22 protein-coding genes and 1 pseudogene are annotated in these 20,354 nt (G+C 67.7%); 12 read left to right on the forward strand and 11 right to left on the reverse strand.

Annotated elements, in window-relative coordinates; translation table 11 throughout:
• The first annotated feature begins 59 nt into the window (after nt 1–59).
• Complete coding sequence (locus tag SALPAC4_RS0100355; protein ID WP_018741308.1) at nt 60–641, forward strand: TetR/AcrR family transcriptional regulator; 582 nt, start codon at nt 60–62, stop codon at nt 639–641.
• 65 nt (nt 642–706) lie between these two features.
• Here the strand turns inward: SALPAC4_RS0100355 and SALPAC4_RS0100360 are convergent, their stop codons facing one another.
• Nucleotides 707–2,332: an ABC-F family ATP-binding cassette domain-containing protein gene (locus SALPAC4_RS0100360; RefSeq protein WP_027644671.1), complete on the reverse strand. Its 1,626-nt coding sequence runs from the start codon at nt 2,330–2,332 to the stop codon at nt 707–709.
• Between the two features lie 360 nt (nt 2,333–2,692).
• Nucleotides 2,693–2,837 (reverse strand): annotated as a pseudogene (locus SALPAC4_RS28870) (tellurium resistance protein TerC); the annotation flags it as partial.
• A 131-nt stretch (nt 2,838–2,968) separates the two neighbouring features.
• Here SALPAC4_RS28870 and SALPAC4_RS0100365 point away from each other — a divergent pair.
• Nucleotides 2,969–3,298, forward strand: a complete 330-nt coding sequence (locus SALPAC4_RS0100365) for a helix-turn-helix transcriptional regulator (protein WP_027644670.1) — start codon at nt 2,969–2,971, stop codon at nt 3,296–3,298.
• Between the two features lie 72 nt (nt 3,299–3,370).
• The gene (locus SALPAC4_RS0100370; protein WP_019868667.1) at nt 3,371–3,913 is read left to right on the forward strand and encodes an AAA family ATPase; all 543 of its coding nucleotides are present in this window, start codon (nt 3,371–3,373) and stop codon (nt 3,911–3,913) included.
• Here the strand turns inward: SALPAC4_RS0100370 and SALPAC4_RS0100375 are convergent.
• Together SALPAC4_RS0100375 and SALPAC4_RS0100380 are read right to left on the reverse strand one after the other, a co-directional pair.
• Complete coding sequence (locus SALPAC4_RS0100375; RefSeq protein WP_019868668.1) at nt 3,910–4,476, reverse strand: DUF1697 domain-containing protein; 567 nt, start codon at nt 4,474–4,476, stop codon at nt 3,910–3,912. The two genes, SALPAC4_RS0100370 and SALPAC4_RS0100375, sit on opposite strands and share 4 nt — an antisense overlap.
• Before the next feature lie 15 nt (nt 4,477–4,491).
• Nucleotides 4,492–4,776: a GNAT family N-acetyltransferase gene (locus tag SALPAC4_RS0100380; RefSeq protein ID WP_027644669.1), complete on the reverse strand. Its 285-nt coding sequence runs from the start codon at nt 4,774–4,776 to the stop codon at nt 4,492–4,494.
• A 164-nt stretch (nt 4,777–4,940) separates the two neighbouring features.
• Here SALPAC4_RS0100380 and SALPAC4_RS0100385 point away from each other — a divergent pair, with 164 nt between their 5' ends.
• The 3 genes from SALPAC4_RS0100385 to SALPAC4_RS0100395 all read left to right on the forward strand — a co-directional run bounded on the left by SALPAC4_RS0100385 (nt 4,941) and on the right by SALPAC4_RS0100395 (nt 8,069).
• On the forward strand, nt 4,941–5,321 hold the full coding sequence (locus SALPAC4_RS0100385; RefSeq protein ID WP_019868670.1) for an ArsR/SmtB family transcription factor: 381 nt from the start codon (nt 4,941–4,943) through the stop codon (nt 5,319–5,321).
• Between the two features lie 152 nt (nt 5,322–5,473).
• Nucleotides 5,474–6,256: a bestrophin-like domain gene (locus SALPAC4_RS0100390; protein ID WP_019868671.1), complete on the forward strand. Its 783-nt coding sequence runs from the start codon at nt 5,474–5,476 to the stop codon at nt 6,254–6,256.
• Between the two features lie 109 nt (nt 6,257–6,365).
• Nucleotides 6,366–8,069, forward strand: a complete 1,704-nt coding sequence (locus SALPAC4_RS0100395; protein WP_019868672.1) for an RCC1 domain-containing protein — start codon at nt 6,366–6,368, stop codon at nt 8,067–8,069.
• A 210-nt stretch (nt 8,070–8,279) separates the two neighbouring features.
• Here the strand turns inward: SALPAC4_RS0100395 and SALPAC4_RS0100400 are convergent, their stop codons facing one another.
• The gene (locus SALPAC4_RS0100400; protein WP_019868673.1) at nt 8,280–8,711 is read right to left on the reverse strand and encodes a VOC family protein; all 432 of its coding nucleotides are present in this window, start codon (nt 8,709–8,711) and stop codon (nt 8,280–8,282) included.
• A 312-nt stretch (nt 8,712–9,023) separates the two neighbouring features.
• Between SALPAC4_RS0100400 and SALPAC4_RS0100405 the strand changes: the two genes are divergently transcribed.
• Nucleotides 9,024–9,293: a DUF4190 domain-containing protein gene (locus tag SALPAC4_RS0100405; RefSeq protein WP_019868674.1), complete on the forward strand. Its 270-nt coding sequence runs from the start codon at nt 9,024–9,026 to the stop codon at nt 9,291–9,293.
• A gap of 74 nt (nt 9,294–9,367) precedes the next feature.
• Nucleotides 9,368–9,901, forward strand: a complete 534-nt coding sequence (locus SALPAC4_RS0100410; RefSeq protein ID WP_019868675.1) for an AAA family ATPase — start codon at nt 9,368–9,370, stop codon at nt 9,899–9,901.
• Between the two features lie 436 nt (nt 9,902–10,337).
• Here the strand turns inward: SALPAC4_RS0100410 and SALPAC4_RS0100415 are convergent, their stop codons facing one another.
• Nucleotides 10,338–11,009 carry a DUF4097 family beta strand repeat-containing protein gene (locus SALPAC4_RS0100415; RefSeq protein WP_027644668.1) on the reverse strand — a complete coding sequence of 224 codons (672 nt, stop codon included), beginning with the start codon at nt 11,007–11,009 and terminating at the stop codon, nt 10,338–10,340.
• 218 nt (nt 11,010–11,227) lie between these two features.
• Here SALPAC4_RS0100415 and SALPAC4_RS0100420 point away from each other — a divergent pair, with 218 nt between their 5' ends.
• On the forward strand, nt 11,228–11,965 hold the full coding sequence (locus tag SALPAC4_RS0100420; protein WP_019868677.1) for a helix-turn-helix domain-containing protein: 738 nt from the start codon (nt 11,228–11,230) through the stop codon (nt 11,963–11,965).
• Nucleotides 11,966–11,978: 13 nt separating this feature from the next.
• On the opposite strand, the gene SALPAC4_RS0100425 is transcribed toward SALPAC4_RS0100420, so the two are convergent.
• From SALPAC4_RS0100425 to SALPAC4_RS0100435, 3 genes are read right to left on the reverse strand one after another with little or no spacing between them, the layout of a single operon-like run.
• Complete coding sequence (locus tag SALPAC4_RS0100425; protein ID WP_027644667.1) at nt 11,979–12,203, reverse strand: hypothetical protein; 225 nt, start codon at nt 12,201–12,203, stop codon at nt 11,979–11,981.
• Nucleotides 12,203–12,340 carry a hypothetical protein gene (locus tag SALPAC4_RS27680; protein WP_019868679.1) on the reverse strand — a complete coding sequence of 46 codons (138 nt, stop codon included), beginning with the start codon at nt 12,338–12,340 and terminating at the stop codon, nt 12,203–12,205. The genes SALPAC4_RS0100425 and SALPAC4_RS27680 overlap by 1 nt, the downstream gene beginning before the upstream one ends.
• Complete coding sequence (locus SALPAC4_RS0100435) at nt 12,340–12,537, reverse strand: hypothetical protein (protein WP_019868680.1); 198 nt, start codon at nt 12,535–12,537, stop codon at nt 12,340–12,342. The genes SALPAC4_RS27680 and SALPAC4_RS0100435 overlap by 1 nt, the downstream gene beginning before the upstream one ends.
• Nucleotides 12,538–12,978: 441 nt before the next feature.
• Between SALPAC4_RS0100435 and SALPAC4_RS0100440 the strand changes: the two genes are divergently transcribed.
• Entirely contained in the window at nt 12,979–13,845 is an 867-nt protein-coding gene (locus SALPAC4_RS0100440) for a helix-turn-helix domain-containing protein (protein ID WP_080640827.1), read from the forward strand.
• A 13-nt stretch (nt 13,846–13,858) separates the two neighbouring features.
• Nucleotides 13,859–14,026, forward strand: a complete 168-nt coding sequence (locus SALPAC4_RS25005) for a DUF397 domain-containing protein (protein WP_019868682.1) — start codon at nt 13,859–13,861, stop codon at nt 14,024–14,026.
• 130 nt (nt 14,027–14,156) lie between these two features.
• Here the strand turns inward: SALPAC4_RS25005 and SALPAC4_RS0100450 are convergent, their stop codons facing one another.
• Nucleotides 14,157–15,194, reverse strand: a complete 1,038-nt coding sequence (locus SALPAC4_RS0100450) for a S1 family peptidase (RefSeq protein ID WP_027644665.1) — start codon at nt 15,192–15,194, stop codon at nt 14,157–14,159.
• A gap of 881 nt (nt 15,195–16,075) precedes the next feature.
• Here SALPAC4_RS0100450 and SALPAC4_RS0100455 point away from each other — a divergent pair.
• Nucleotides 16,076–16,795, forward strand: coding sequence for a DUF3159 domain-containing protein (locus tag SALPAC4_RS0100455; protein ID WP_027644664.1), 720 nt, complete (start codon nt 16,076–16,078; stop codon nt 16,793–16,795).
• 214 nt (nt 16,796–17,009) lie between these two features.
• On the opposite strand, the gene SALPAC4_RS0100460 is transcribed toward SALPAC4_RS0100455, so the two are convergent.
• Nucleotides 17,010–19,901 carry a glycoside hydrolase family 48 protein gene (locus tag SALPAC4_RS0100460; RefSeq protein WP_019868685.1) on the reverse strand — a complete coding sequence of 964 codons (2,892 nt, stop codon included), beginning with the start codon at nt 19,899–19,901 and terminating at the stop codon, nt 17,010–17,012.
• Between the last annotated feature and the right edge of the window lie 453 nt (nt 19,902–20,354).

A 20,354-nucleotide genomic window follows, 5' to 3' on the forward strand; every position in this document is an offset into this window, starting at 1 on the left:
CCGCAACAATACGGAACTCGGCTCCGTATACCATTGATTGTGATGGAGGTAACAGCATCGTGAGCGCATCCGACCACGGGCCGCAGACGTCCACGCGGAAGCGGGCCGATGCCCGACGCAACGAGCGGAGCCTGCTCGACGCGGCGGCCGCCGCCTTCCTCGCCGCCGGCGTGGACGTGCCGGTACGCGAGATCGCCGCCCGGGCCGGGGTGGGTGTCGGCACGATCTACCGCCACTTCCCGACGCGCGCCGACCTCGTCATCGCCGTCTACCGGCACCAGGTCGAAGCCGCCGCCGAGGCCGGCCCGACGCTGCTGGCGACGAGCGACACCCCGTCCGCCGCCCTCGCGCAGTGGATCGACCTCTTCGTCGACTTCCTGGTCACCAAGCACGGCCTCGCCGAAGCGCTCCAGTCCGACGACACCGCCTTCGAGGCGCTGCACGCCTACTTCCTCGACCGCCTCGTCCCCGTGTGCACCCGGCTACTCGACGCCGCGGCAGCCGCAGGGGAGGTCCGGCCCGACGTGGCGGCCTACGAACTCATGCGCGGCGTGGGCAACCTCTGCATCGGCGCCGGTCGGGACCCCCGCTACGACGCGCGCCGCCTGGTTGAGCTCCTCATCGCCGGGCTGCGCCCCTGACCTGGTCACTCCCGCCCACAACCGCGCACCGGGAACGCTGCCCCGCGCCGCCCGGCCAACCGGTGTCATTCGCCATCGGGGACGGCGAACTCCCGTAGCTGCCCGTCGTCGATCCGCAACCACCGCCGTACCCCGATCTCGGTGAGGAACCCTTCGTCGTGGCTGACCACCACGAACGCCCCCCGGTATGCCTGTAGCGCGGTCTCCAGCTGTCGAATGCTGACCAAGTCAAGGTTGTTGGTCGGCTCGTCGAGCAACAACAGGTGCGGAGCCGGCTCGGCGTACAGGACGCAGGCGAGCGTGGCGCGCAGCCGTTCCCCACCGGAGAGCACCCCGATCGGCAGGTGCGCCCGCGCTCCCCGGAACAGGAACCGGGCCAACAGGTTCATCCGTTCCGACTGCGGTCGGTCCGGCGCGTACCGGCCGAAGTTCTCCGCCACTGTCATGTCGGGGTCGAGTAGGTCGAGGCGCTGCGACAGGTAGGCCAGCCGACCGTCTGCCCACCGTAGAGTTCCCGCGTCCGGGGGCAGGGAGCCGTCCAGCAGACGCAGCAGGGTCGACTTACCGACGCCGTTCGGGCCGGTGAGCCCGATCCGCTCCGGGCCCCGGATGGTCAGGTCGACGCCCTCGCCGGCGAAGAGGCCGCGGACCCGCAGCCCCTTCGCCGCGACGAGGGTACGCCCGGCGGGCACCGCCGTGTCGGGTAGTTCGACGGTGATGCTGGCGTCGTCGCGCAGCGCGCGACTGGCCACGTCGAGGCGGGCGCGCGCGTCGGCGACCCGAGCGGCGTGCGTCTCGTCGGCCTTGCCGGCCGACTCCTGGGCACGCCGCTTGAGGCCACCGGCGATGACTTTGGGCAGTCCGGCGTTCTTGACGTTGCGCGCGGCGTTGTTGGAGCGGCGCTCGGCCCGCTCACGGGCCTGCTGCATCTCCCGCTTCTCCCGCCTGACCTCAAGTTCAGCGGAGCGGACCTGCCGTTGGGCGGCCTCCTGGGCGGCCTGCGTCGCCTCCTGATAGGCGGTGAAGTTCCCCCCGAAGAACCGGACCTCACCCGTGTTCAACTCGGCAATCCGCTCCATCTGGTCCAGCAGTGCCCGGTCGTGGCTGACCACCAGCAAGGACCCGGACCAGTCCCGCAGGACGGCGTACAGGCGGTGCCGGGCGTCGATGTCGAGGTTGTTGCTGGGCTCGTCGAGCAGCAGTACGTCGGGGCCACGCAGCAGCTGGGCGGCCAGCCCGAGGGCGACGATCTGGCCGCCGCTGAGCGTGCCCAGCTGGCGGTCGAGGGCGAGCTCGCCGAGCCCGACCCGGTCCAGCTCGGCGCGGCTGCGCTCCTCGACATCCCAGTCGTCGCCGACCGCGGCGAAGTGTTCCTCGCGAGCATCACCAGCTTCGATGGCGTGCAGGGCGGCGACGGTCGTGGCGACGCCGAGCACCTCCGCGACGGTCACGTCACCGGCCAGCGGCAGGTTCTGCGCCAGATAGCCGAGGGTGCCGTTGACCGTGACGTGGCCGGCAGTGGGGTCGAGTTCGCCGGCGATCAGCCGGAGCAGGGTGGTCTTGCCGGCCCCGTTGGGCGCGACCAGGCCGGTACGCCCGGCGCTGACGGAAAAGGACAGGTCCTGGAAGACGGTGGTGCCATCGGGCCAGGCGAAGGAGAGACGGGTGCAAACGACGGAAGCATCGGACATCGACAGGACCTCGCGGGGTGAGGTGGGCACGCCGGGGCTGCCCAGGGAAGGTTTAACGACGACGAGACAGCCAGGGCGGCGGTGCCACAGATGTGCACCTGCTCACTGGCTGGACACTCCGAGATCACCCGGAGATGTCGTCGTCACCTACCACGTCTGCGCTCCCTGGTCCGAGCCGACGACTACCGCGTCAGCCCGATTCGATGCCGGCCCGATCAGACGCCGGCCCCACTCGATGCCGGCCCATTGGGTACCGGCCCGATTCGATGTCCGCATCCTAACAGCGGCGGGCCGTCAGCGCTTCCCGCTGCACCGACGGCCCAACCGCGGCATGGTCCGTCCCCACGAGGGTGCCCTGGCTCAGGTGCCGGCCGACGCACCAGCCTCGGGCCGGTCTTCGGCGGCCGTGCTGGTGTTCGCGCGGGTGCTGTGCAGACTCCACCCCGATGGAGACCGCGATGGTCGCCACGATCACGCAAAGGGTGACCGGGATGGGTAGCTTGCCTTTCCCCCGAACTGCGCTCTAGTATTCACGAAAAGAAGTTCCCATGTCAACTCCGTCGAGCCGTGGCCACGATGCTGCATTCGTGTCTTCGGGTGCCTATATTGGCGAGCAGCACACCGGACAACGACGGGATAGTGATCATGGCGCAGGCGGCCCAGCCCAGGGCGACCGACGGGGCGAAGGGGTGGACCTTCCTGACCAATCACGCGCATGTACTGCTGGCCATCGCCCGAGAGCCGACGACGCGACTGCGCGATGTCGCCACCGCTGTCGGCATCACCGAACGCGCCGCGCAGGCCATCGTCGCCGACCTGGAAGCCGCCGGCTACCTGCACCGAGAGCGGGTTGGCCGGCGCAATGCGTACACCGTCAACCCAACCGGCCCGTTCCGGCACCCCGCCGAGGCCGACCACCGCATCGGCGAACTGATCGACCTGTTCACCGACGCACCGAACCCCTGACCCTCGCCCCCCACACCTGCCCGTCTCATCCCTCGCCCACCGGCCGGCCCAGACCCGAGGAGCACGTACGAGATGAGGATCGGGGTCTCCGGGACGCACGGAACCGGAAAGACGACACTGGTCGAGGCGCTGTGCACTCGATTGCCGGGCCACGTGGCGGTGGACGAGCCGTACTACCTGCTCGAGGAGGAGGGGTACGAGTTCCAGTACCCACCATCGCCAGCGGACCACCGGATGCTGATGGCACGATCGGCCCGAAGTCTCTGCTCGCCGCCGTCACCGTCCGCCACGATCTTCGACCGCACCCCGTTGGACTACCTGGCGTACCTGGTGGCGACCGGTGCGGACCCGTCGGAGGAGGCGGGTCAGGCGCCTCTCCGAGCCGCCTTCACCCACCTCGACCTGCTGGTCATCACGGTGATCACACCCGAGACGGAACGACTGCTCCCCGGAACGGAATGGCCCGGCCTCCGGGCACGAATGAACGACGCACTGCTGGAACTCGTCTACGCCGACCCGCTCGACGCCTGGCCGGACACACCGGTGCTGGAGCTCAACGGCCCGCTGGATGGCAGAGCCGACCTGGTCCTCGGCGCCGTCGCGCAGCTCGGCTAACCGGGATCGGGAGCGGCGCCGACCGGGCCGGCGAGGGAGACCAGTTTCCGCACCGTGTTCCAACTGCGCAGCGTCATGTTCGCGCCGAGCTTGTGGGCGCGGATCGCCTTGCCGAGGGGGGAGTTCTGGGGCCCGTCGGCGAACCACAGGTAGCACGTACCGTCGCGGACCATGATTCGATCCGCGCCGAGCGTCGTGGCGTCGATCGAGTCCAGGCGTTCCTGCGGCGGCGCGGGGTCACAGAATCCCACGTGGAAATAGCTCGGTGCACGCTCCGCCTCCTCGGGCATGGGGTTGCGCGCGATGACCGCCTCAACCAGGGCACGACTGCGCACCATGACGGCGATCGACAGACCGAACGAGTCGCTGATCCCCTTCTGGATCCTGCGCGCAACTTCGGCCGAGTCCGCGTCCGGCGTCGTGACCACGGCGTTCCCGCTGTTGAGCAAGGTCCGCACCTCCGTGTAGCCGAGGTCGGTGAGCAGGGCTTTGAACTCGGCCATCGCGATCCGGTTGTGCCTACCGACATTGATCCCCCGCAACAGGACGATGTGTCTGGCCATAGCTCCCTCGACTCGTCAGATGATGGCCGGGCTGCGGCGTTCCAACAGCACCACGTCGCGCCACCGGCCGCGCTGACGGCCGACCCGCTCCCGGGTGCCAACGACCCGGAAACCCATTCGGGCGTGCAGGGCCAGGCTGGCGACGTAGCGGTGCTCGGGCAGCCGGCCGGCATCAAACTCCCTCCAGGCCGGGGCCATGGTTTCGAAGCTGGCGTCGCCGGAGTCGAGGCCCGCCTGGTAGATCGCCAGGATGGCCTCCGCGTCATCGCGCCGCATGGGCCGGACAGCGACATCCTCCATCAGCACCCCTCGACCCGGTCCGCCCGACGGCCCGGATCAGGCCTCGGACCACGGATCATCCCGTAGGCGCCTTGCTAACGTCTATCGAACCAACGCGTGGCGGACTGACCCGCATGCAGGCTGACTCACTTGCAGGCTGATTCGAGAAGTGTCAACCTAGACGAATGCCGAAGCAAGGGACACCACTCCCCCACACCGTCCTGGGCAGCGACACTCCCTGCTGCCCGCCCCTGGCGCAGCAGCGCATTCCCGCGGAAGTCGCCACCGCACTCGCTCCGGCGTTCAAGGCGCTCGGGGACCCGGTGCGGCTCCAGCTTATGTCAATGATCGCTTCGGCCGAGAACGGCGAGGCGTGCGTGTGCGACCTGACTCCCGCGTTCGACCTGAGCGGGCCAACGATCTCGCACCACCTCCGGACCCTGCGCGAAGCGGGACTCGTGGACGCCGAGCGGCGGGGCACCTGGGTCTACTACCGGGCCCGGAAGGCCGTCCTCAGCCAACTGGCGGCGCTACTCGCGAGCGGCGGTGGGACGACGGCCCCGTAGGCCGGAAGCACCACCGCACACAGCTCGGCTCCACCACCACCTCCCCCTGACAACGCCGTCACCCAGTCGCGAAACCCCGCTACCAGAGTCGACAAACTTGTCACACTCTTCTCATCTGGGCATGAACACCCTTCAGATGAGGAGCAGCCATCGTGCGCGACTGGAGCCACCTGGTACCAGGCTGGGCACTGTTCCTCACCTTCCTGACGTTCTTCGTCGGAATCGCGGTGCTGGGTGTGCTCCTGCTGCACGGGCGAGCCAGGCGGACGTTCAGCGCCGAACCGAAATGGCTGAACCTCATCACGCACACCATCATGATCACCGGCACCTTCTACGCGCTCCTGCTCGCCCTGACCGCCTTCTCCGCGTACGGGACCTACACCCAGGCCGGCCTCGCGGTCGCTACCGAGGCGGCGGACCTGAGTGCCCTCTACCGCACGGTGTCCAAGCATCCCGAGCCCGCCCGAACTCAACTTCAGGGCCTGCTACACGCCCATGTCGACTTCATGGTCGACGAAGCCTGGCCCGCCTACCAGCGAGGACACAGCGCGGATGGCGAGCTCAAGGCAGAGAACAACGTCCACGACGTGTTGCTGACGTTCAATCCAGAGTCAGCGAAGGACGGGCAGCTCAACAGTCTCGCCCTGGCGGAGCTGGAAAAGTGGAGCGAAGCGCGCCAACTCCGCTACACCTACACCACCGCCGCACTTCCGACGACGCTGTGGTTCGCACTCCTGTTCGGCGCACTGGTCGTCATTCTGCTGTCCTGCCTGATCCCCACCCGGACCCGACGTGCTCTCATGATTCTCGTATGCGCCGTCGCCACCATGATCAGCCTTCTCCTCTTCGTGGTCGAGGGCATTGACGAGCCCTTCCGAGGGTCGATGATCGTTTCTGTTGATCCCTACCTCAAAGCCGGCCAAACATTCAACTAACCCCACGCAACGACCTCACCGACGCAGTCGAGACCTGCGGCCGGATGGAGTCGTTGTACAGGCCGTGGTCGGACGCGGCCGGTGGCGGAGAGACAGAGGGTAGGGGTCGGTGGAGATTTCCTGGACCGGCACGGTCGCGAACGTGAGAGGAAGCTGGGTCCGGCCCGCGACTCTGTGGGGGCTGTTCGCGGTGCCGCTGATGGTGGCGATCATGCTGGGCATAACCTCGGTCGGCGCGGCACCCGTGCTCGCGCAGCGCGTTCCGGCGGCGGCAGCAAGCCCACCTGGTACCGGCCTGGCCTGGGGCGACAACGCCGATAGCCAGTTAGGCGATGGGACCACCACCAACAGCAGCACCCCTGTTGTGGTGGATCTGCCGGCCGGCACCACGATCACCGCCGTCGCCGCCGGCCAAGGCCACAGTCTGGCGGTGACCTCCACCGGCACCGTACTGGCCTGGGGCGCCAACAGTTCCGGCCAGCTGGGCGACGGGACCACCACCCCCAGCAGCACCCCCGTTTCGGTGGACCTGCCGGCCGGCACCACGATCACTGCCGTCGCCGCCGGCGACCGCCACAGTCTGGCGGTGACCTCCACCGGCACCGTACTGGCCTGGGGCCTCAGCCTCACCGGCCAGTTAGGCGACGGGACCACCACCAACAGCAGCACCCCTGTCGCGGTGGACCTGCCGGCCGGCACCACGATCACCGCCGTCGCCGCCGGCAACGCCCACAGTCTGGCGCTGACCTCCACCGGCACCATGCTGGCCTGGGGCGCCAACAGTTCCGGCCAGCTGGGCGACGGGACCACCACCCCCAGCAGCACCCCCATTGCAGTAGACCTGCCAACCGCCACCACCATTACCGCAATCGCCGCCAGCAGCAGCAGCCACAGTCTGGCGGTGACCTCCACCGGCACCATGCTGGCCTGGGGCGCCAATTTCACTGGCCAATTGGGCAACGGGACCACCACCCCCAGCAGCACCCCCATTGCAGTAGACCTGCCAGCCGGCACCACTATCACCACCGTAGCCGCCGGCCAGGGCCACAGTCTGGCGCTGACCTCCACCGGCACCATGCTGGCCTGGGGCGGCAACGGTTCCGGCCAGCTGGGCGACGGGAGCACCACCACCAGCAACATCCCCATAGCGGTGGATCTGCCAGCCGGCACCACGATCACCGCCGTAGCCGCCGGGGCCGGCCACAGCCTGGCGCTGACCTCTACCGGCACCATACTGGCCTGGGGCTACAACGCCTCAGGCCAGCTGGGCGACGGGACCAACAGCAACAGCAGCACCCCCATTGCGGTGGACCTGCCAGCCGACACCACAACCACCGCCGTCACCGGCGGCAGCTTCCACAGCCTGGCTATCGTCCCATCGGCATCAACATCGACCACGACCCTGCAGGTCTCCCCACCGAACCCGACACCGGATCAACCCGTCACACTCACCGCTACCGCGACCTGCACCGGCAGCACCCCCACCGGAACCGTGACCTTCCTCGACGGCACGACGGTCCTGGGCACGGAACCCCTGTCCGGCAACCCCACCGCCACCGCAACCCTCACGGTCGCCCGCCTGGCACCCGGCACACACCGCATCCAGGCGCGCTACAACGGCGACAGCAACTGCCCCGCCTCAACATCCAACTCCACGACAGTCACCGTCCCAGAGCCCACCGTCCCAAAGCCCACCATCCCAGTAACCGGCACCAGCCTGCCCACCATCCTCACCGCCGGAATCCTGCTCACCCTCACCGGCACGGCCCTGACCCTTGCCACCCGCCGACGCCGACCAACACACCGGCCCTGAGGACCATCCATGCCGGCCCGGCCGCCGCGGCCGGAGCGCTGATGGAACGCGATCCCGCCGCGGCGCACCGGCATCTTCCAGCAGCACGATGTAGCGTCGAGGTAGCGGCCGTCACGGTCGAGCGTGATCAGACGCGGTACGCGCACACCGGCGGCGGCAGCGCCGCGTGGTTGGCCGCGAACAGTTCTACGACTGTCCGACGTTCTCTGACTACAGATAGCGGCCGAGGCTGGTGCGATAGGTCGCGAAGGTCCACACATGCCCCTGCGGGTCACGGCAGGTGAACTCGTAGGAATCGTGGGGCTTGACCTCCGGCTCGAGCAGGATCTCCGCGCCGGCAGCCACCGCCTTACGGTGCAGCTCGTTGACCTCCGCATCAGTCTCCCGACGGACGAAGGTGCCGGCCGACGCCGCACCGAGCGTCAACGGCTCGCCGATTCGCAGCGCCGAATTGACACCGTTAATCATGATCAGCGCCTGGTCGCCGACCTGAAGCTCGGCGTGGTAGACGTTGCCCTGCCCGTCGTCGAAGACAGCCAGCTCGGTAAAGCCAAACGCGCTGATCAGCCACTCGATGGCTTTCGCCGGATTCTCGTAGGCGAGGTACGGAGCGACTGTCGGTGTGACGGAACCATCAGCCATGAGACTCTCCTCGGACTATCGTCACGCCGGAACGACGACACTCTACGCCTGCTCCATTCGCCATGTGATACTCCGCGCCATTCAGGCATGGAGAACGATTTGTCCGCTTCAACGGCATGGTGCCTGGGTCCGTTGTGGAGCAGGGCCGGTAGCCGGCCCAGCCCTGGAAGCATGTCAGCGCCCATGACACGGGAAGGTACCCTGACTGACCGGTCGCAGGTTCCCGCCCACACCCACTCTCCACCACCCTCAGGAGGGCAACACATGACAGACCTACCGCCGCCTCAGCACTCCTCGCCGACGCCGAACCCGATGCCGGGCCACCCGCCGTATCCGCCCCATGCATACCCCGCGCCATTCAACACCTATGCGATTCTCGCTTTGGTCCTCGGCGCGATGGTGTTCCCGCCGCTGGGTATCTACTTTGCTAAGAAGGCCAAGGAGCAGATTGCCTGGACAGGGGAACGCGGGGCAGAGCTGGCCACCGCTGGTGCCGTGGTTGGTTGGATCTTCACCATCTTCTACGGGTTGATGATCGTCGTTTGGTGCGGCGCGGCCGCGGTCTTCCTCAGCTCCGAATAAGGGGTGCAAACCTGAGACAGATCGCCGGCAACGCCGAACCCTCCAGCGCTCACCCGCCCCCCACTTTGGTTGTTGTGAGCGGACCTCCCGGCTCAGGAAAGACCACCCTCGCGCACACACTTGCCCGGACGATCGGCGCTCCGGCGATCTGCCGGGACGAGATCAAGGAAGGAATGGTGCGCGCGTTGACGTCCGCCTCCGGCCTGTTTACGGCTGGAGCGGACGACGCGTTGGCTTTGCGGACCCTACCGACGTTCTTTGGCGTGTTGGAGTTGCTGCTTCGCGCCGGGGTGACGACCGTGGCGGAGGCCGCGTTCCAGGATCGGCTCTGGCGGCCGGGCCTGCAACCGTTGGGGGAGGTCGCGGAGCTTCGGGTCCTGCACTGCGTGGTCGACGCGAGCACGGCGTGGACCCGGATTCAACAGCGGTGGGAGTCGAATCCGCTCCGCCGCGCCCACACCGACCTGCAAGACCCCACTGACCACCCGCTTCGCCACACAAATTTCGCTCGCGTCGCGCTGGATGCTCCATTCCTGGAGGTCGACACCACAGACGGCTACCAACCCCCACTGCCGGAGATCGTCTCGTTTGTGGATAGCTCGAAGTAGATCCCGTCGCGGAAACAGGAGCGCCGCACATACGCGCCTTGGGCAGGGCAGATGCGGAAAGGCAGCGCACTCCGGCGTGTTGCCGGAGTGCGCTGCCGGAGAGCCTTCAGGTTGTGGTGGTAGATGATGCCCGCCGGACCCAGGTCTTGCACGAAGATACCGAGGCCGTGGTTGATCGAGCCGACCGGCTTGCGGATCTCGGCCAGCAACGGGACGGGGAGCAGTGCGCCGCAATAGGGGGCGGCGAAGAAGACGTGGGCGGGCGGTCGGTATCACCGAGTTTGCGGACGCTGGCGCTGGCCACCCATTCGCCGTGCTCATCATTCAGGCGCAGCTGCAGTCCGGCGAAGCCGGCGTCGACGAACGCCTCGATGGCCTTGTGTAGATCTGGCCGGTACGGCCCGGTGGTCGTCGGATTAGCCATGGCGGATGCTCCTCAGCGGCTGGTGGCGGTGATGTCGCCGTGGGTGGTGGTGGCGTGGATCTTCAGGCTGGCGGCAGCGCCGTCGGTGTTGCGCAGCGCGTTGTGGACCCGGCCCAAGCTGGTGCCGGCGTCCAGGGTGGCGGATGAGTCGCGGGCGGCCGCGACGGTGATGTCGCCCTGGTCGGTGCACAGCAAGACGGTGCCATCGGTGGCCTCGGCGATCCGAAGGTCGCCCTGGTGGGTGCGGATCTGCGCCGAGCCGTTCAGTCGCCCGACCGTGATGTCACCGCTGGCGAGGGTCAGTCGGGCGGTCGCGGTCTCGTCAACCTTGATCGAGCCGGCCGCGCCCTCGAAGGTGACGTCGCCAAGGCGCCCGACGCCGCGGATATCGGCGCTGGCCGTCTTGCCCTCGATGTTCGACCCGGCCGGCAGCTGGACGGTCACCTCCACCGAACCGGACGAGCCGCGGAGCGGGTTGCTGGGCTTCGCGGCCTCGATGCGCAGCACGCCGTCGGCGTAGTTGACCTGGACCCGTTCGGCCGCCGTCACGTCGCGGTTCTTCGCGGCGTCCGTGGGCCGGACCTCGACCGTGGTGTCGGCCCGGTCGGCGGCGATGATCTGAATGCGGCCGGCAGGGATCGCGAACGTCGCCGAGACGGGGATGGGGGTGTCGAACTTCCGCATGACCAGCTCCTTCACTGCTTATTTCTGACACCGGAAACGCTACGTTGCCTTCACGGGTACAGCAACAAGAAAGTTGCAACAACAGGCAATAACTGCAGGTCAAGCCCGATGAAAGATTGCAATGAGAGCTGAAGTCAACGCAACACACGAGCGATCATCGTTGCAATGAATGAGGAGTGAACGCTATCGTGGCGGCATCGACGACGAAGGGGGCCACGATGCCGGGGGGCAGGCTCACGCAGCAGGACCGCCAGCAGATCGCCGCCGGTCTGGCCGACGGCCTCACCTACGCGGAAATCGCCCGGCGTCTCGGCCGGCCGACCTCGACCATCACCCGGGAGGTCATACGTAACGGCGGCGCGACGGCCTATCGAGGCGACCTCGCCCACCACGCCACCGAGCGTCGCGCGCGCCGACGCCGGAGCACCTCGCCGATTCGTACGAGCAACCCGCCGGCAGCGCCCGGACGCGACATCGAGGCGGTGCGGGAATACGAGGAGACCTTCGCCGGCGTGTTCATAGCGTCTGGGCTGCCGAAGATGACCGCGCGGACGCTGGCCTGCCTCTTCACCACCGACGCCGGGAGCCTCACCGCCTCGCAGATCGCCGGACGGCTGCAGGTCAGCCCAGCTTCGGTCTCCAAGGCGATCGCGTTCCTGGAGAGCCAGGGGCTGGTCCGGCGGGAGCGCGACGAGCGGCGGCGGGAACGCTACGTGGTCGACAACGACGTGATGTACGAGTCCACGATGGCCAGTGCGAAGGCCACCGCCCACCTGGGCGAGATCGCCCGGCAGGGGGTGAACGTCCTGGGCCCGGGCAGCCCGGCCGCCGCCCGGCTGGAAAACATCGCCCGCTTCATCGACTTCGTCTCGGAGAGCATCGCCCGCGCCGCCGAGCAGGCACGCGAGATCCTGCACACCAGGATCGGGGCCCCTCCGTCGGAAGAGACGCGCTGAGCCACCCGCACGGCTACACCCACGCCAGGAACCGGCGATACAGATCCGCGTTCCTGCCGACTTGCGACAGCTGCCCGTCGGCCTCTGCCATCAGCGCCGCAAGGTAGACCCGTAACGCGATGCGGTCGTTGTGGTATTCGGCCAACAGGGCGAGGCGAGCAGCAGGGCAGGGCCAATCGGCCCGACAGGTGTCGCAGCCCCACAAGGGCCGCATCGGCAGATGCCGCTCATTCGCCATCAGGAGGTCCGCATCCGCGCCAGCGCGGCGAGCAGAACTACCCGCAACGCGCGCTCATCGACTGTCGGCGGATAGCCGACCTGGGCTACACCGACCGCCCGGCCAACCAATGGCAGACGATCTACCGGCTGGGCCATCACCGCAGCGCCCCGATCACAACGGCGACGACGACAATCACCACGATCAGGATGGCCACCGCCTTCTGCCTGGTAGTCGGTGGCGGGGTGGGCACCGACGGGACGGCTCGCCGTACCCGATCACCGTCGGCCAACGGCGGCGTCCCGTGCGGATCATGGCTGGCCCGCACCTCGGCAGGCTTGTCGTCGTCGGCCATCACAACCTCCGTAGCCCCGCCAGCACGGCCGCAAGCACGTCGTCACTCGGACACACACAGCCGACACCAACGCAGCCGACAACACTGCCAGCGAGTAGCCGTCGCTCCGAATCGACTCCGGTCACGACTGCGAGCTGACCGCTACCGGTCGAATCAGGCGACGCAGTTCGGCGTGCGCGCTGCGGCAGTCGATCGAGGGATAGGTACTCAGTAGCTGTCCTCATGCTGCTCCTGTTTGAAGGGCACACTGCGGTGCTTGCTTTACCCCCGGGCGGTGGCATCCACCACTGCCCTGTAGCCCACGATCAGTGCAATCAATCTCAGATGCAACGTCTCGAGCTACGAATCTCTATGCAGGACGGCACCTTTAGGGAATGATGCGAATGCCATCTCATGACATGCCCCGCCAGCGCATCAGGATGAGACAGGAGAGACCCACCAATGACCGACGTCGGATCGACAGTGCCGAGGCGGCAACTTGGCAGGCTGCTTCGACAGGCACGGGAACAGGCCAACATAGGGCTGGAAGCCGCTGCCGCTGATCTTGAATGGTCCCGCGCCAAGATGTATCGCATCGAGTCGGGGCAGGCGCCCATCCGCGTGTTGGACGTTGATCAAATGTGCCGGCTGTATGGCGCGTCAGCCGAAATGACGGAAGTCATGAAGAGCCTCGCCAAGGAGTCGAAGGGTAAGGGCTGGTATCACTCCTACGGCGAGGCGATCCCCCGCTGGTTCGAGCTGTATGTCGGGCTGGAGTCAGCGGCCAGCCGGATCCGGACCTACGAGCATGCTGTCGTGCCGGGGCTACTCCAGACGCCGACATACGCCGAGCAGGCCATTCGCACCGAGCCGGGCAACCCTCCGGAGGAGGTGGCGAAGCTCGTGGAGTTACGCGCCGAGCGGCAGCGCTTGCTGCACCGCAAGCGGCCCACCGCCCCAACCCTGGACGTCATCCTGGAAGAGGCGCTACTGCACAAGAACGTGCCCGGGATGCGTACGCAGATCGAACGACTGCTCGACGCCAGCACGGCCCCGAACATCTCCGTGCGGCTGATGCCCCTCGGCGGCAAGCTCAGCCCGATGGTGACCTCGGGAAGCTTTGTCATCCTGGACTTCCCCAAAATCGGGCTTCGGCCCGCCGAGCCGACGACGGTCTACAATGAAGGGCTGTCCGGTGCCCTCTACCTCGATCAAATAGCGGAGGTGCGGACGTACGCCGACGCCTGGAATGCGCTGACCGCGCACGCGCTGGACATCGACGACTCCCGGAAAGCCCTACTCACGATCAAGGAGAAGTACTATGACTAGGCTCAGTGACGCGATGTGGCGCAAGTCCGGCCGGAGCTCGGGCCACGGGAACTGTGTGGAGGTTGCCGACAACCTTCCGAGTGTCGTGGGTGTTCGGGACTCCAAGGACCCGAACGGGCCCGCCCTCACCTTCGGGCCGGCGGCATGGCGCCGGTTCGTCACCTTCACCAAAGAGCGCTGACCCGCAGCCAGAGAGCAGGCCCGGTCTCCCCAGGGGGAGGCCGGGCCTGCTACCGCACTACCTGAGCTGCTGATCGTCGGCTGGGGCGGGCCACCGAATGGCGTTCGGCGCCCCGCCCCAGCCGATTGGATCAGTAGACGTCGACGCCGTAGGCGTTCAGGGCTTCGACGACCGGCTGGAAGAAGGTCGTGCCACCGAAGAAGCAGTTGCCGCTGCCGCCGGAGGTGAGGCCGACCGCAGTGGAGCCACTGAACAACGCGCCACCGCTGTCGCCCCGCTCCGCGCAGACATTGGTGCGGATCAGGCCACGAACCGTGCCCTCGCGGTAGTTGACGGTGGCGTTGAGCCCGGTGACCGAGCCGCTGTGCAGACCGGTGGTCCGACCAGAACGCCGCACGGACTGGCCGACGAAGGCGTTACCGGCGGTGGTGATGTCCTGGTATCCGCCATTGTAGAGGTAGACATTGCCCGGCTCGTAGCCGCTGAGGCGCACGATGCCGTAGTCGTTGCCGGGGAAGCTGGACCCGACCGTGGGGCCGAGATAGGTGTTCTGCGCGCTGTCTTCGTACCAGTTCGAAACGACGTCGGTGCAGTGCCCGGCGGTAAGAGCGTAGTAGCTGCTGCCGCTCCGGACGTTGAAGCCGAGCGAGCACACACCGCCGCCGCCCCAGATCGCCTCGCCTCCGGAGATCTGGGTGCTGTACACACCCGTCTCCGACTCGATACGCACCGCGCCGCCGATGCGGGCCACAACGGCCTCGACCCGCGCCAACTTGGTGCCGGTCACCGTGCTGTCGACGGAGACGACGACCTGGTTGGTCTCCGGGTCCGTCCACCATGCGGTGCCGGGAATCTTGGTCAGGCTCTCCAGCTTGGCGGTGGCACGCCGCAGTTCGGCGCCATCCCGCTTGACGATCTTCGGGGTAGCGCCGGCCTTGGCGACCTGCTGGGCGGCGGCGTCGTCGGTCACCGCGATGGTGACTTGGCCATTGGCGTCGGCGAAGACACCGGCGGCGCGATCGCCGAGCTGCTCGGCGAGGTCGACGGCGACCTCCGGTGAAGCGTTGGGAGTCGCGTGCGCCGGGCTACCAATGAGCGCGCCGACCACCAGGGTTCCGGCCACGGCCACTGCCGCGGCCCGACGCAACATGAACCTCGTGGGTCGCATGTAGTACCTCCGGTTGGGGGTTAGGGAGGAACGGCCCCACCGAGGTCGGCGGAGCCGGTGAACAACCTGACCAAGTGGCTCGGCGGTCAGGCTGAATGAAGTATTCAGATGTTCACATTGCTTGGCAAGACTGTTGGTTTCTAATTTGGATGGCTCGGCACAGCACTTTGTTCCGTTATGACCTTGCGTGTGGCGAAAAATCACTGGGCCTCATGCGGCGAGACCGGCACCAGCTGGGGCCGCGGCTGTTACGACGAAGTTAATTCGCCGCCAACGGGGCAATATTTGACAAAAGCCAAGCCATCATTTGATCGTCTCTCCAATGTCGGAGGTCGATGTCTGGGCATGAAGAGAGGGCGGACCTGGCCGGCTGGGCCAGCTACAGCTACTGCGCCCCCTCCCGGTTCTCCTAGCGACTGCGGCTGCACCTGGTGTGCACCCCGACTGGGATGCCGATCCGGTGAGCACCGGCCAACCCGAAGATCGGCCAACGGGAAGTACTCGCTTCGATGCCGCAGGCCAAGGCAGGCGTGGTCGCCGAAGATGACGGGATCCTGCTGACCTCGGACAAGGGCTTCGCCTCCACGCCGTTCGCGCAGCAACCGGCCGATCAGGGCAATCGAGCTGTGTCCTACGTCACGCAACAGGAGAAGGCCCGCCACGGCGAGGCGACACTTACGAAGGTCCGCCAGTTGACCGAGTCGGTCAACGACACCTTCTGGCACGACAACACCGCCGGCGCCCCCGTCACCCTGCCACTGACCGCCTACGGCCCACCGAAGGACTTCGGAACAACTCGTCTAGGTTTGGAGGCCGGTCCGCTGATTCGCCACGTCAGCATGGTTGTCCGTGCTGGTCGCGACGACACGGGAGGAGAGAGAGTGGGCAGCACTTCGGAGCACCAGGCGCCGACACCGGAGCCGGAGTCCCTCACCGACCTACTCGGTGGGCGACGTGGCGCGATCGACGCTACCGTGCCGCCGGTGGCGTTCGCGGCCGGCTGGCTCCTCGGCGGCGAGTCGCTGCAGATCGGGGTCGGCGCGGCGCTGGTGACCGGTACGGCCGTGGCGGGCTGGCGCTGGCGCCGTGGACATCGACCCAGGTCAGTACTGGTGGGCCTGCTCGCCGTCTGCGTCGGCGCGCTGATCGCGCTTCGGACCGGACGAGCCGAGGACTTCTTCCTGGTGCAGCTCCTCGCGAACGCGGCCAGCGCACTCGCCTGGATGGTCAGCATCGTGATCCGCTGGCCACTGCTGGGAGTGGTCCTCGGCGGCGTGTTGCGCCAGCGGACCCGCTGGCGCCGAGACCCGGCGCTCCTACGGGCCTACGGGCGCGGCAGTTGGGTCTGGACCGCCAGCTTCCTGCTGCGGGTTTCGGTCTTCCTGCCGCTGTGGCTCGGCGGTCAGGTGGTCGCGCTGAGCGTGGCCCGAGTAGCGCTGAGCTGGCCGCTGGTCGCCGCCGTCCTCGGCGTGAGTTGGGTGGTGGTGCGCCGTTCGCTGCCGGCCGACCATCCGGGATTACGGCATCCGGTGCTTCCGGGCGAGGCATCGGCGCAGGCCGAACAGGCGGCACAGCGCGAGTCGGCGGACAGCCCGAGCTAGACAGAAAGGGAGAGGCCGCCACGGGGGGAGCGGCCTCTCCGGTGACGTACATTACCCCGTCGGGATCCGCTCCGCGCCCCCGGGGGCACACTAATTTTGGCCAGTTTGCAGATTAAGCACACTCAGGCCAATCGGGCGCCCCCGGACCGCCCCGCCTCCTCTCGTATCGACTCAGCGATCCGGGGGTAATGTCCGTTACGCCACTAATATGTAGTTAGTTGTTCGGAAAGAGCCGCCCAAAGTCGGCGTACGCCATCGCGACATCGGCCTGAGCCCAGAACCGGTGGTAGCGGAACGTCGGCTCGGGTCCGCCGTCCAGGTAGGCCTGGACCTTCGGCCAGTCCGGATCGTTGAGGTAGAACGACCGGATCTCGACGAAGCTCCTGCCCGCCTCGATCACGTCGCCGTTGGGCATCGCGCCCGTCCAGTCCGACGGCAGGTAGAGACCCTGCCCGGTGCTGGCGTCGTAGACATCGTCGAAGCGCTCGTAGTCGCCCCGAGTCTCCACTGTCGATACACCCAGGGCGTCGCTGGCGGCGTGTAGCGCGTCCAACAACCCCTTGGCCGTGTTCTTCGCGGCCACGTTCCCCGACCTCGCCGCGTACGCGGTCAGGGTCCGGGCGTAGGCCGCGGCGGCACCGACGTCCTGGCCGGTGTCGGCTACCTCGACGTGCAGGTCGGTGTTTGGCTCCGGGTTGGTCGGGTTCCACGTGTTCGGCTGGCCCGTCCAGGTGAGCTCGGCCGGGATCGACCAGTCGGCGCCCAGCGTGGTGTTGGCGATCGCCCACGGCACCCACCGGTCCAGCAACGCCTCGGCCCGGGCGTCACCGGTCTCGAGGTACAGCTCGGCGATCCGGTGCATCGACCAGACCTGCATGCCGAACCACTGGTTCGACGGCGGGTCGTGGTAGACCGGCTTCTCGTCGTAGAACATGCCGTAGAAGGTCGGTGTGCCCGCCGGCGGCTGGCCGTACCGGCCGCCCCAGCTGTTGGTCGCACCACCGGCGATCGCGCCCTCGGCGGACTGGAGCCAGGTATACAGCTCCAGCTGCCGCTCCAGACTCTGGGCCCAGTCGGTGGTTGCGCTCGGCGACCTCGGCTCCAGCTCCGGCACGGTGGTCAGGGCCCAGGCGGCGAAGGGGTTCTGGTAGCCGAAGTGATTGTGGCTCGAGCCGATCCGCCACGACCAGTTCTGACCCTGCTCGTACGCACCGCCCCAGGCGTAGTACCAGGACAGGAGGTAGTGCGCCGACTCCCGGCCACTGCCGGCGGGGCAGGTGGACGCCCCGACACAGTTGCCGATCTGCTTGAAGTACTTGTCGAACATCGCGTACCGCAGGTAGTCGCCCAGCTTGGCGGCCTTGGCCACGGTGTCCGCCACCTCCGCGGCCCGGCCCTGCTGCGTGGCCCAGGTCAACGCCCAGTAGGCGGCCTGCACCGCCCGCGCGTCGGCGTCCGGCGCATTGGTGTACTTCCACTGCTTCGCCGGCGCGTTCTGCTCCTCCACGGAGATGTCCAGGAAGCCGTACTGCCCGCCGTGGGTGAAGGTCTCACAGGACGGCTGCGGGACGGTCTCCCAGACCGACTCCTGCTGCCCGCGCTGGAAGGTGTTGATATACGCCGGCCGGGTGGTGCCATCGCCGCACCGACCGAAGCCGTAGGTGTTGTCCACGTCGAGCAACCAGTGCATGCCGTAGATGTCACCGGTGCCGTAGGTGGACTGGAGTTCGGCCCGCAACGGGTCCTGGCCGACCGGGACACTCGGTTGCAACTGCGCCGGGTACTGGCTGGGCAGGTCGTACTCGGCGGCGTACTGGGCGGTGCCCGGGGCGCCCGCGGTCGGCTGGTCAGCAGAGGAGGGGATGATGTAGTTCTCCAACACCGTCCAGGCGTTGTTGAACGGCGCCCAGTCCTCGGTCACCCGGCCGTACTGCGCCTCCAACCAGAGCCAGAAGCTGAATGCCTCACTCGTGGTCTCGTGACCGTGGTCCGGCGCCTCGACGATCAGGGTCTCGATGGAGTGGTACGGCACCCCCTCGGGGCTGAAGTACCCAGAGTTCTTGATCTTGCCGTACTGGGTGAGGAACCGCGCGATGTACTCGTTGTCGCCGCCGGGAACGTCGTTGTCAATCTCCGTTGCGGTAACCGTCAAAGCGGAGAGGCCGGCGGCGGAGGCGGTGATCGTCGCGCTCCCCCCGGCCGTGTCGGCGTCCTCGGCCGCCGACACGGTCACGTCGACACCGGTGTTCCAGTTCCCGGTGGTCAACGTCAGCGAGGTGGGGGCGACGGTGAGGTCGGAGTCACCGGTACGGCCGAGGCTCACCACGACGTTCGCGGCCGGCGCCGCACTCAACGTCAGGGTCACGGTGGCGCTGCCGCCCTCCGGTACGCCCACCGTCGCAGGGGTGGCGACCAGTTGCGGACCGGTGGCGGGCGCGACGGTAAAGGACTGCTCCGCGATCGCGCTGAGCCCGGTGTCGTCGTACGCCCTGGCCTGCACGGTGTAGGAGCCGGCCGGCAGCCCCGGCAGGGTGTACGCGTACGGGGCGGTGGTGTCGGTGTTGACCAGCAGACCGTTGCGGTAGAACTCGACCTTGCTGATGCTCCCGTCCGGGTCGCTGGCGGTGGCCGTCAGCGGCACGTCGGCCGGCGCCTCGAAGGGCCCCGCCGGCACGTTCAGCGTCACCGTCGGCGGCTGCGGCGCACCACCGCAGGGAACGCCGTTGACGGAGAACGAGGTCGGGTCGGCGTTGGTACCGCTGTACGCGGCGTTGAAGCCGATCTGCGCGGTGCCGCCGGTGCCGAGACTGCCGTTCCACGACTCGTTGGTGGCGGTGACGTCGTTGCCGCTCTGGCTCCACTGCGCCGACCAGCCGTGGGTGATGGTCTGGTTGCCGGCGAAGGAAAACCGTAGGGTCCAGCCCGTGATCGGGTCGCCGAGATTGGTGAGGGTGATGTTCGCGGTGAAGCCGCTGCCCCAGTCGTTGGTGGTGTAGCCGACGTCGCAGGCCGGCGCGGCCGACGCGGCCGGCGCGGGTAGGGCCGCCCCGCCGGCTACCGCCAGCACCGCCGCGGTGACTATCGCCCAGCCGCGGCGTCGGTTCATGGGTCTCATGCGCGGTGTCTCCTCGGACCAGGCCGGAGCCGAGACTCCGGCGGGGCGCCTGGCCGTTCTTCCTGCTGCGGGCGAGGCACCCGGGGTGAAGGGAACCCGGCCAAGGCCGGGGCCGGTGACGTGGCGTGGACGGGCACCGTCCACCTCGGGTGCCGCACCGGACGTCCCGGCTGCCCTCGGCCCCGCGTTCCCGCGACGGCGGCTCACCCCATCAGCTTGCCACGTCTGGAAACGCTCCCACAAGGAGTAGGTGAATCGATCCAGTCGGATATTTCAATTTTGTTAAGCCACTTTCACAAGGCAGTTACGAGACGTTACAGTCGCACCAATTGGGAGCGCTTCCACCTCGCCTCCCACTTCCATAGTGGAAGGAGGTGAATCCACAAGCTACTCGCGTGACCCGGCTCCCAGGTGACACGTCGGCCAGACGCCACCGTCCGGCCG

Source organism: Salinispora oceanensis (assembly GCF_000383575.1).
Classification (GTDB): domain Bacteria; phylum Actinomycetota; class Actinomycetes; order Mycobacteriales; family Micromonosporaceae; genus Micromonospora; species Micromonospora oceanensis.

Coding starts and splice junctions, on each gene's coding strand:
- SALPAC4_RS0100435 (WP_019868680.1), bottom strand. CDS start 12,537: ATGGCCGACGACGACAAGCCTGCCGAGGTGCGGGCCAGCCATGATCCG.
- SALPAC4_RS0100440 (WP_080640827.1), top strand. CDS start 12,979: ATGACCGACGTCGGATCGACAGTGCCGAGGCGGCAACTTGGCAGGCTG.
- SALPAC4_RS0100450 (WP_027644665.1), bottom strand. CDS start 15,194: ATGCGACCCACGAGGTTCATGTTGCGTCGGGCCGCGGCAGTGGCCGTG.
- SALPAC4_RS0100380 (WP_027644669.1), bottom strand. CDS start 4,776: ATGGAGGATGTCGCTGTCCGGCCCATGCGGCGCGATGACGCGGAGGCC.
- SALPAC4_RS27680 (WP_019868679.1), bottom strand. CDS start 12,340: ATGGCCCAGCCGGTAGATCGTCTGCCATTGGTTGGCCGGGCGGTCGGT.
- SALPAC4_RS0100375 (WP_019868668.1), bottom strand. CDS start 4,476: ATGGCCAGACACATCGTCCTGTTGCGGGGGATCAATGTCGGTAGGCAC.
- SALPAC4_RS0100360 (WP_027644671.1), bottom strand. CDS start 2,332: ATGTCCGATGCTTCCGTCGTTTGCACCCGTCTCTCCTTCGCCTGGCCC.
- SALPAC4_RS0100405 (WP_019868674.1), top strand. CDS start 9,024: ATGCCGGGCCACCCGCCGTATCCGCCCCATGCATACCCCGCGCCATTC.
- SALPAC4_RS0100385 (WP_019868670.1), top strand. CDS start 4,941: ATGCCGAAGCAAGGGACACCACTCCCCCACACCGTCCTGGGCAGCGAC.
- SALPAC4_RS0100460 (WP_019868685.1), bottom strand. CDS start 19,901: ATGAACCGACGCCGCGGCTGGGCGATAGTCACCGCGGCGGTGCTGGCG.
- SALPAC4_RS0100400 (WP_019868673.1), bottom strand. CDS start 8,711: ATGGCTGATGGTTCCGTCACACCGACAGTCGCTCCGTACCTCGCCTAC.
- SALPAC4_RS0100370 (WP_019868667.1), top strand. CDS start 3,371: ATGAGGATCGGGGTCTCCGGGACGCACGGAACCGGAAAGACGACACTG.
- SALPAC4_RS0100415 (WP_027644668.1), bottom strand. CDS start 11,009: ATGCGGAAGTTCGACACCCCCATCCCCGTCTCGGCGACGTTCGCGATC.
- SALPAC4_RS0100425 (WP_027644667.1), bottom strand. CDS start 12,203: ATGGCGAATGAGCGGCATCTGCCGATGCGGCCCTTGTGGGGCTGCGAC.
- SALPAC4_RS25005 (WP_019868682.1), top strand. CDS start 13,859: ATGTGGCGCAAGTCCGGCCGGAGCTCGGGCCACGGGAACTGTGTGGAG.
- SALPAC4_RS0100420 (WP_019868677.1), top strand. CDS start 11,228: ATGCCGGGGGGCAGGCTCACGCAGCAGGACCGCCAGCAGATCGCCGCC.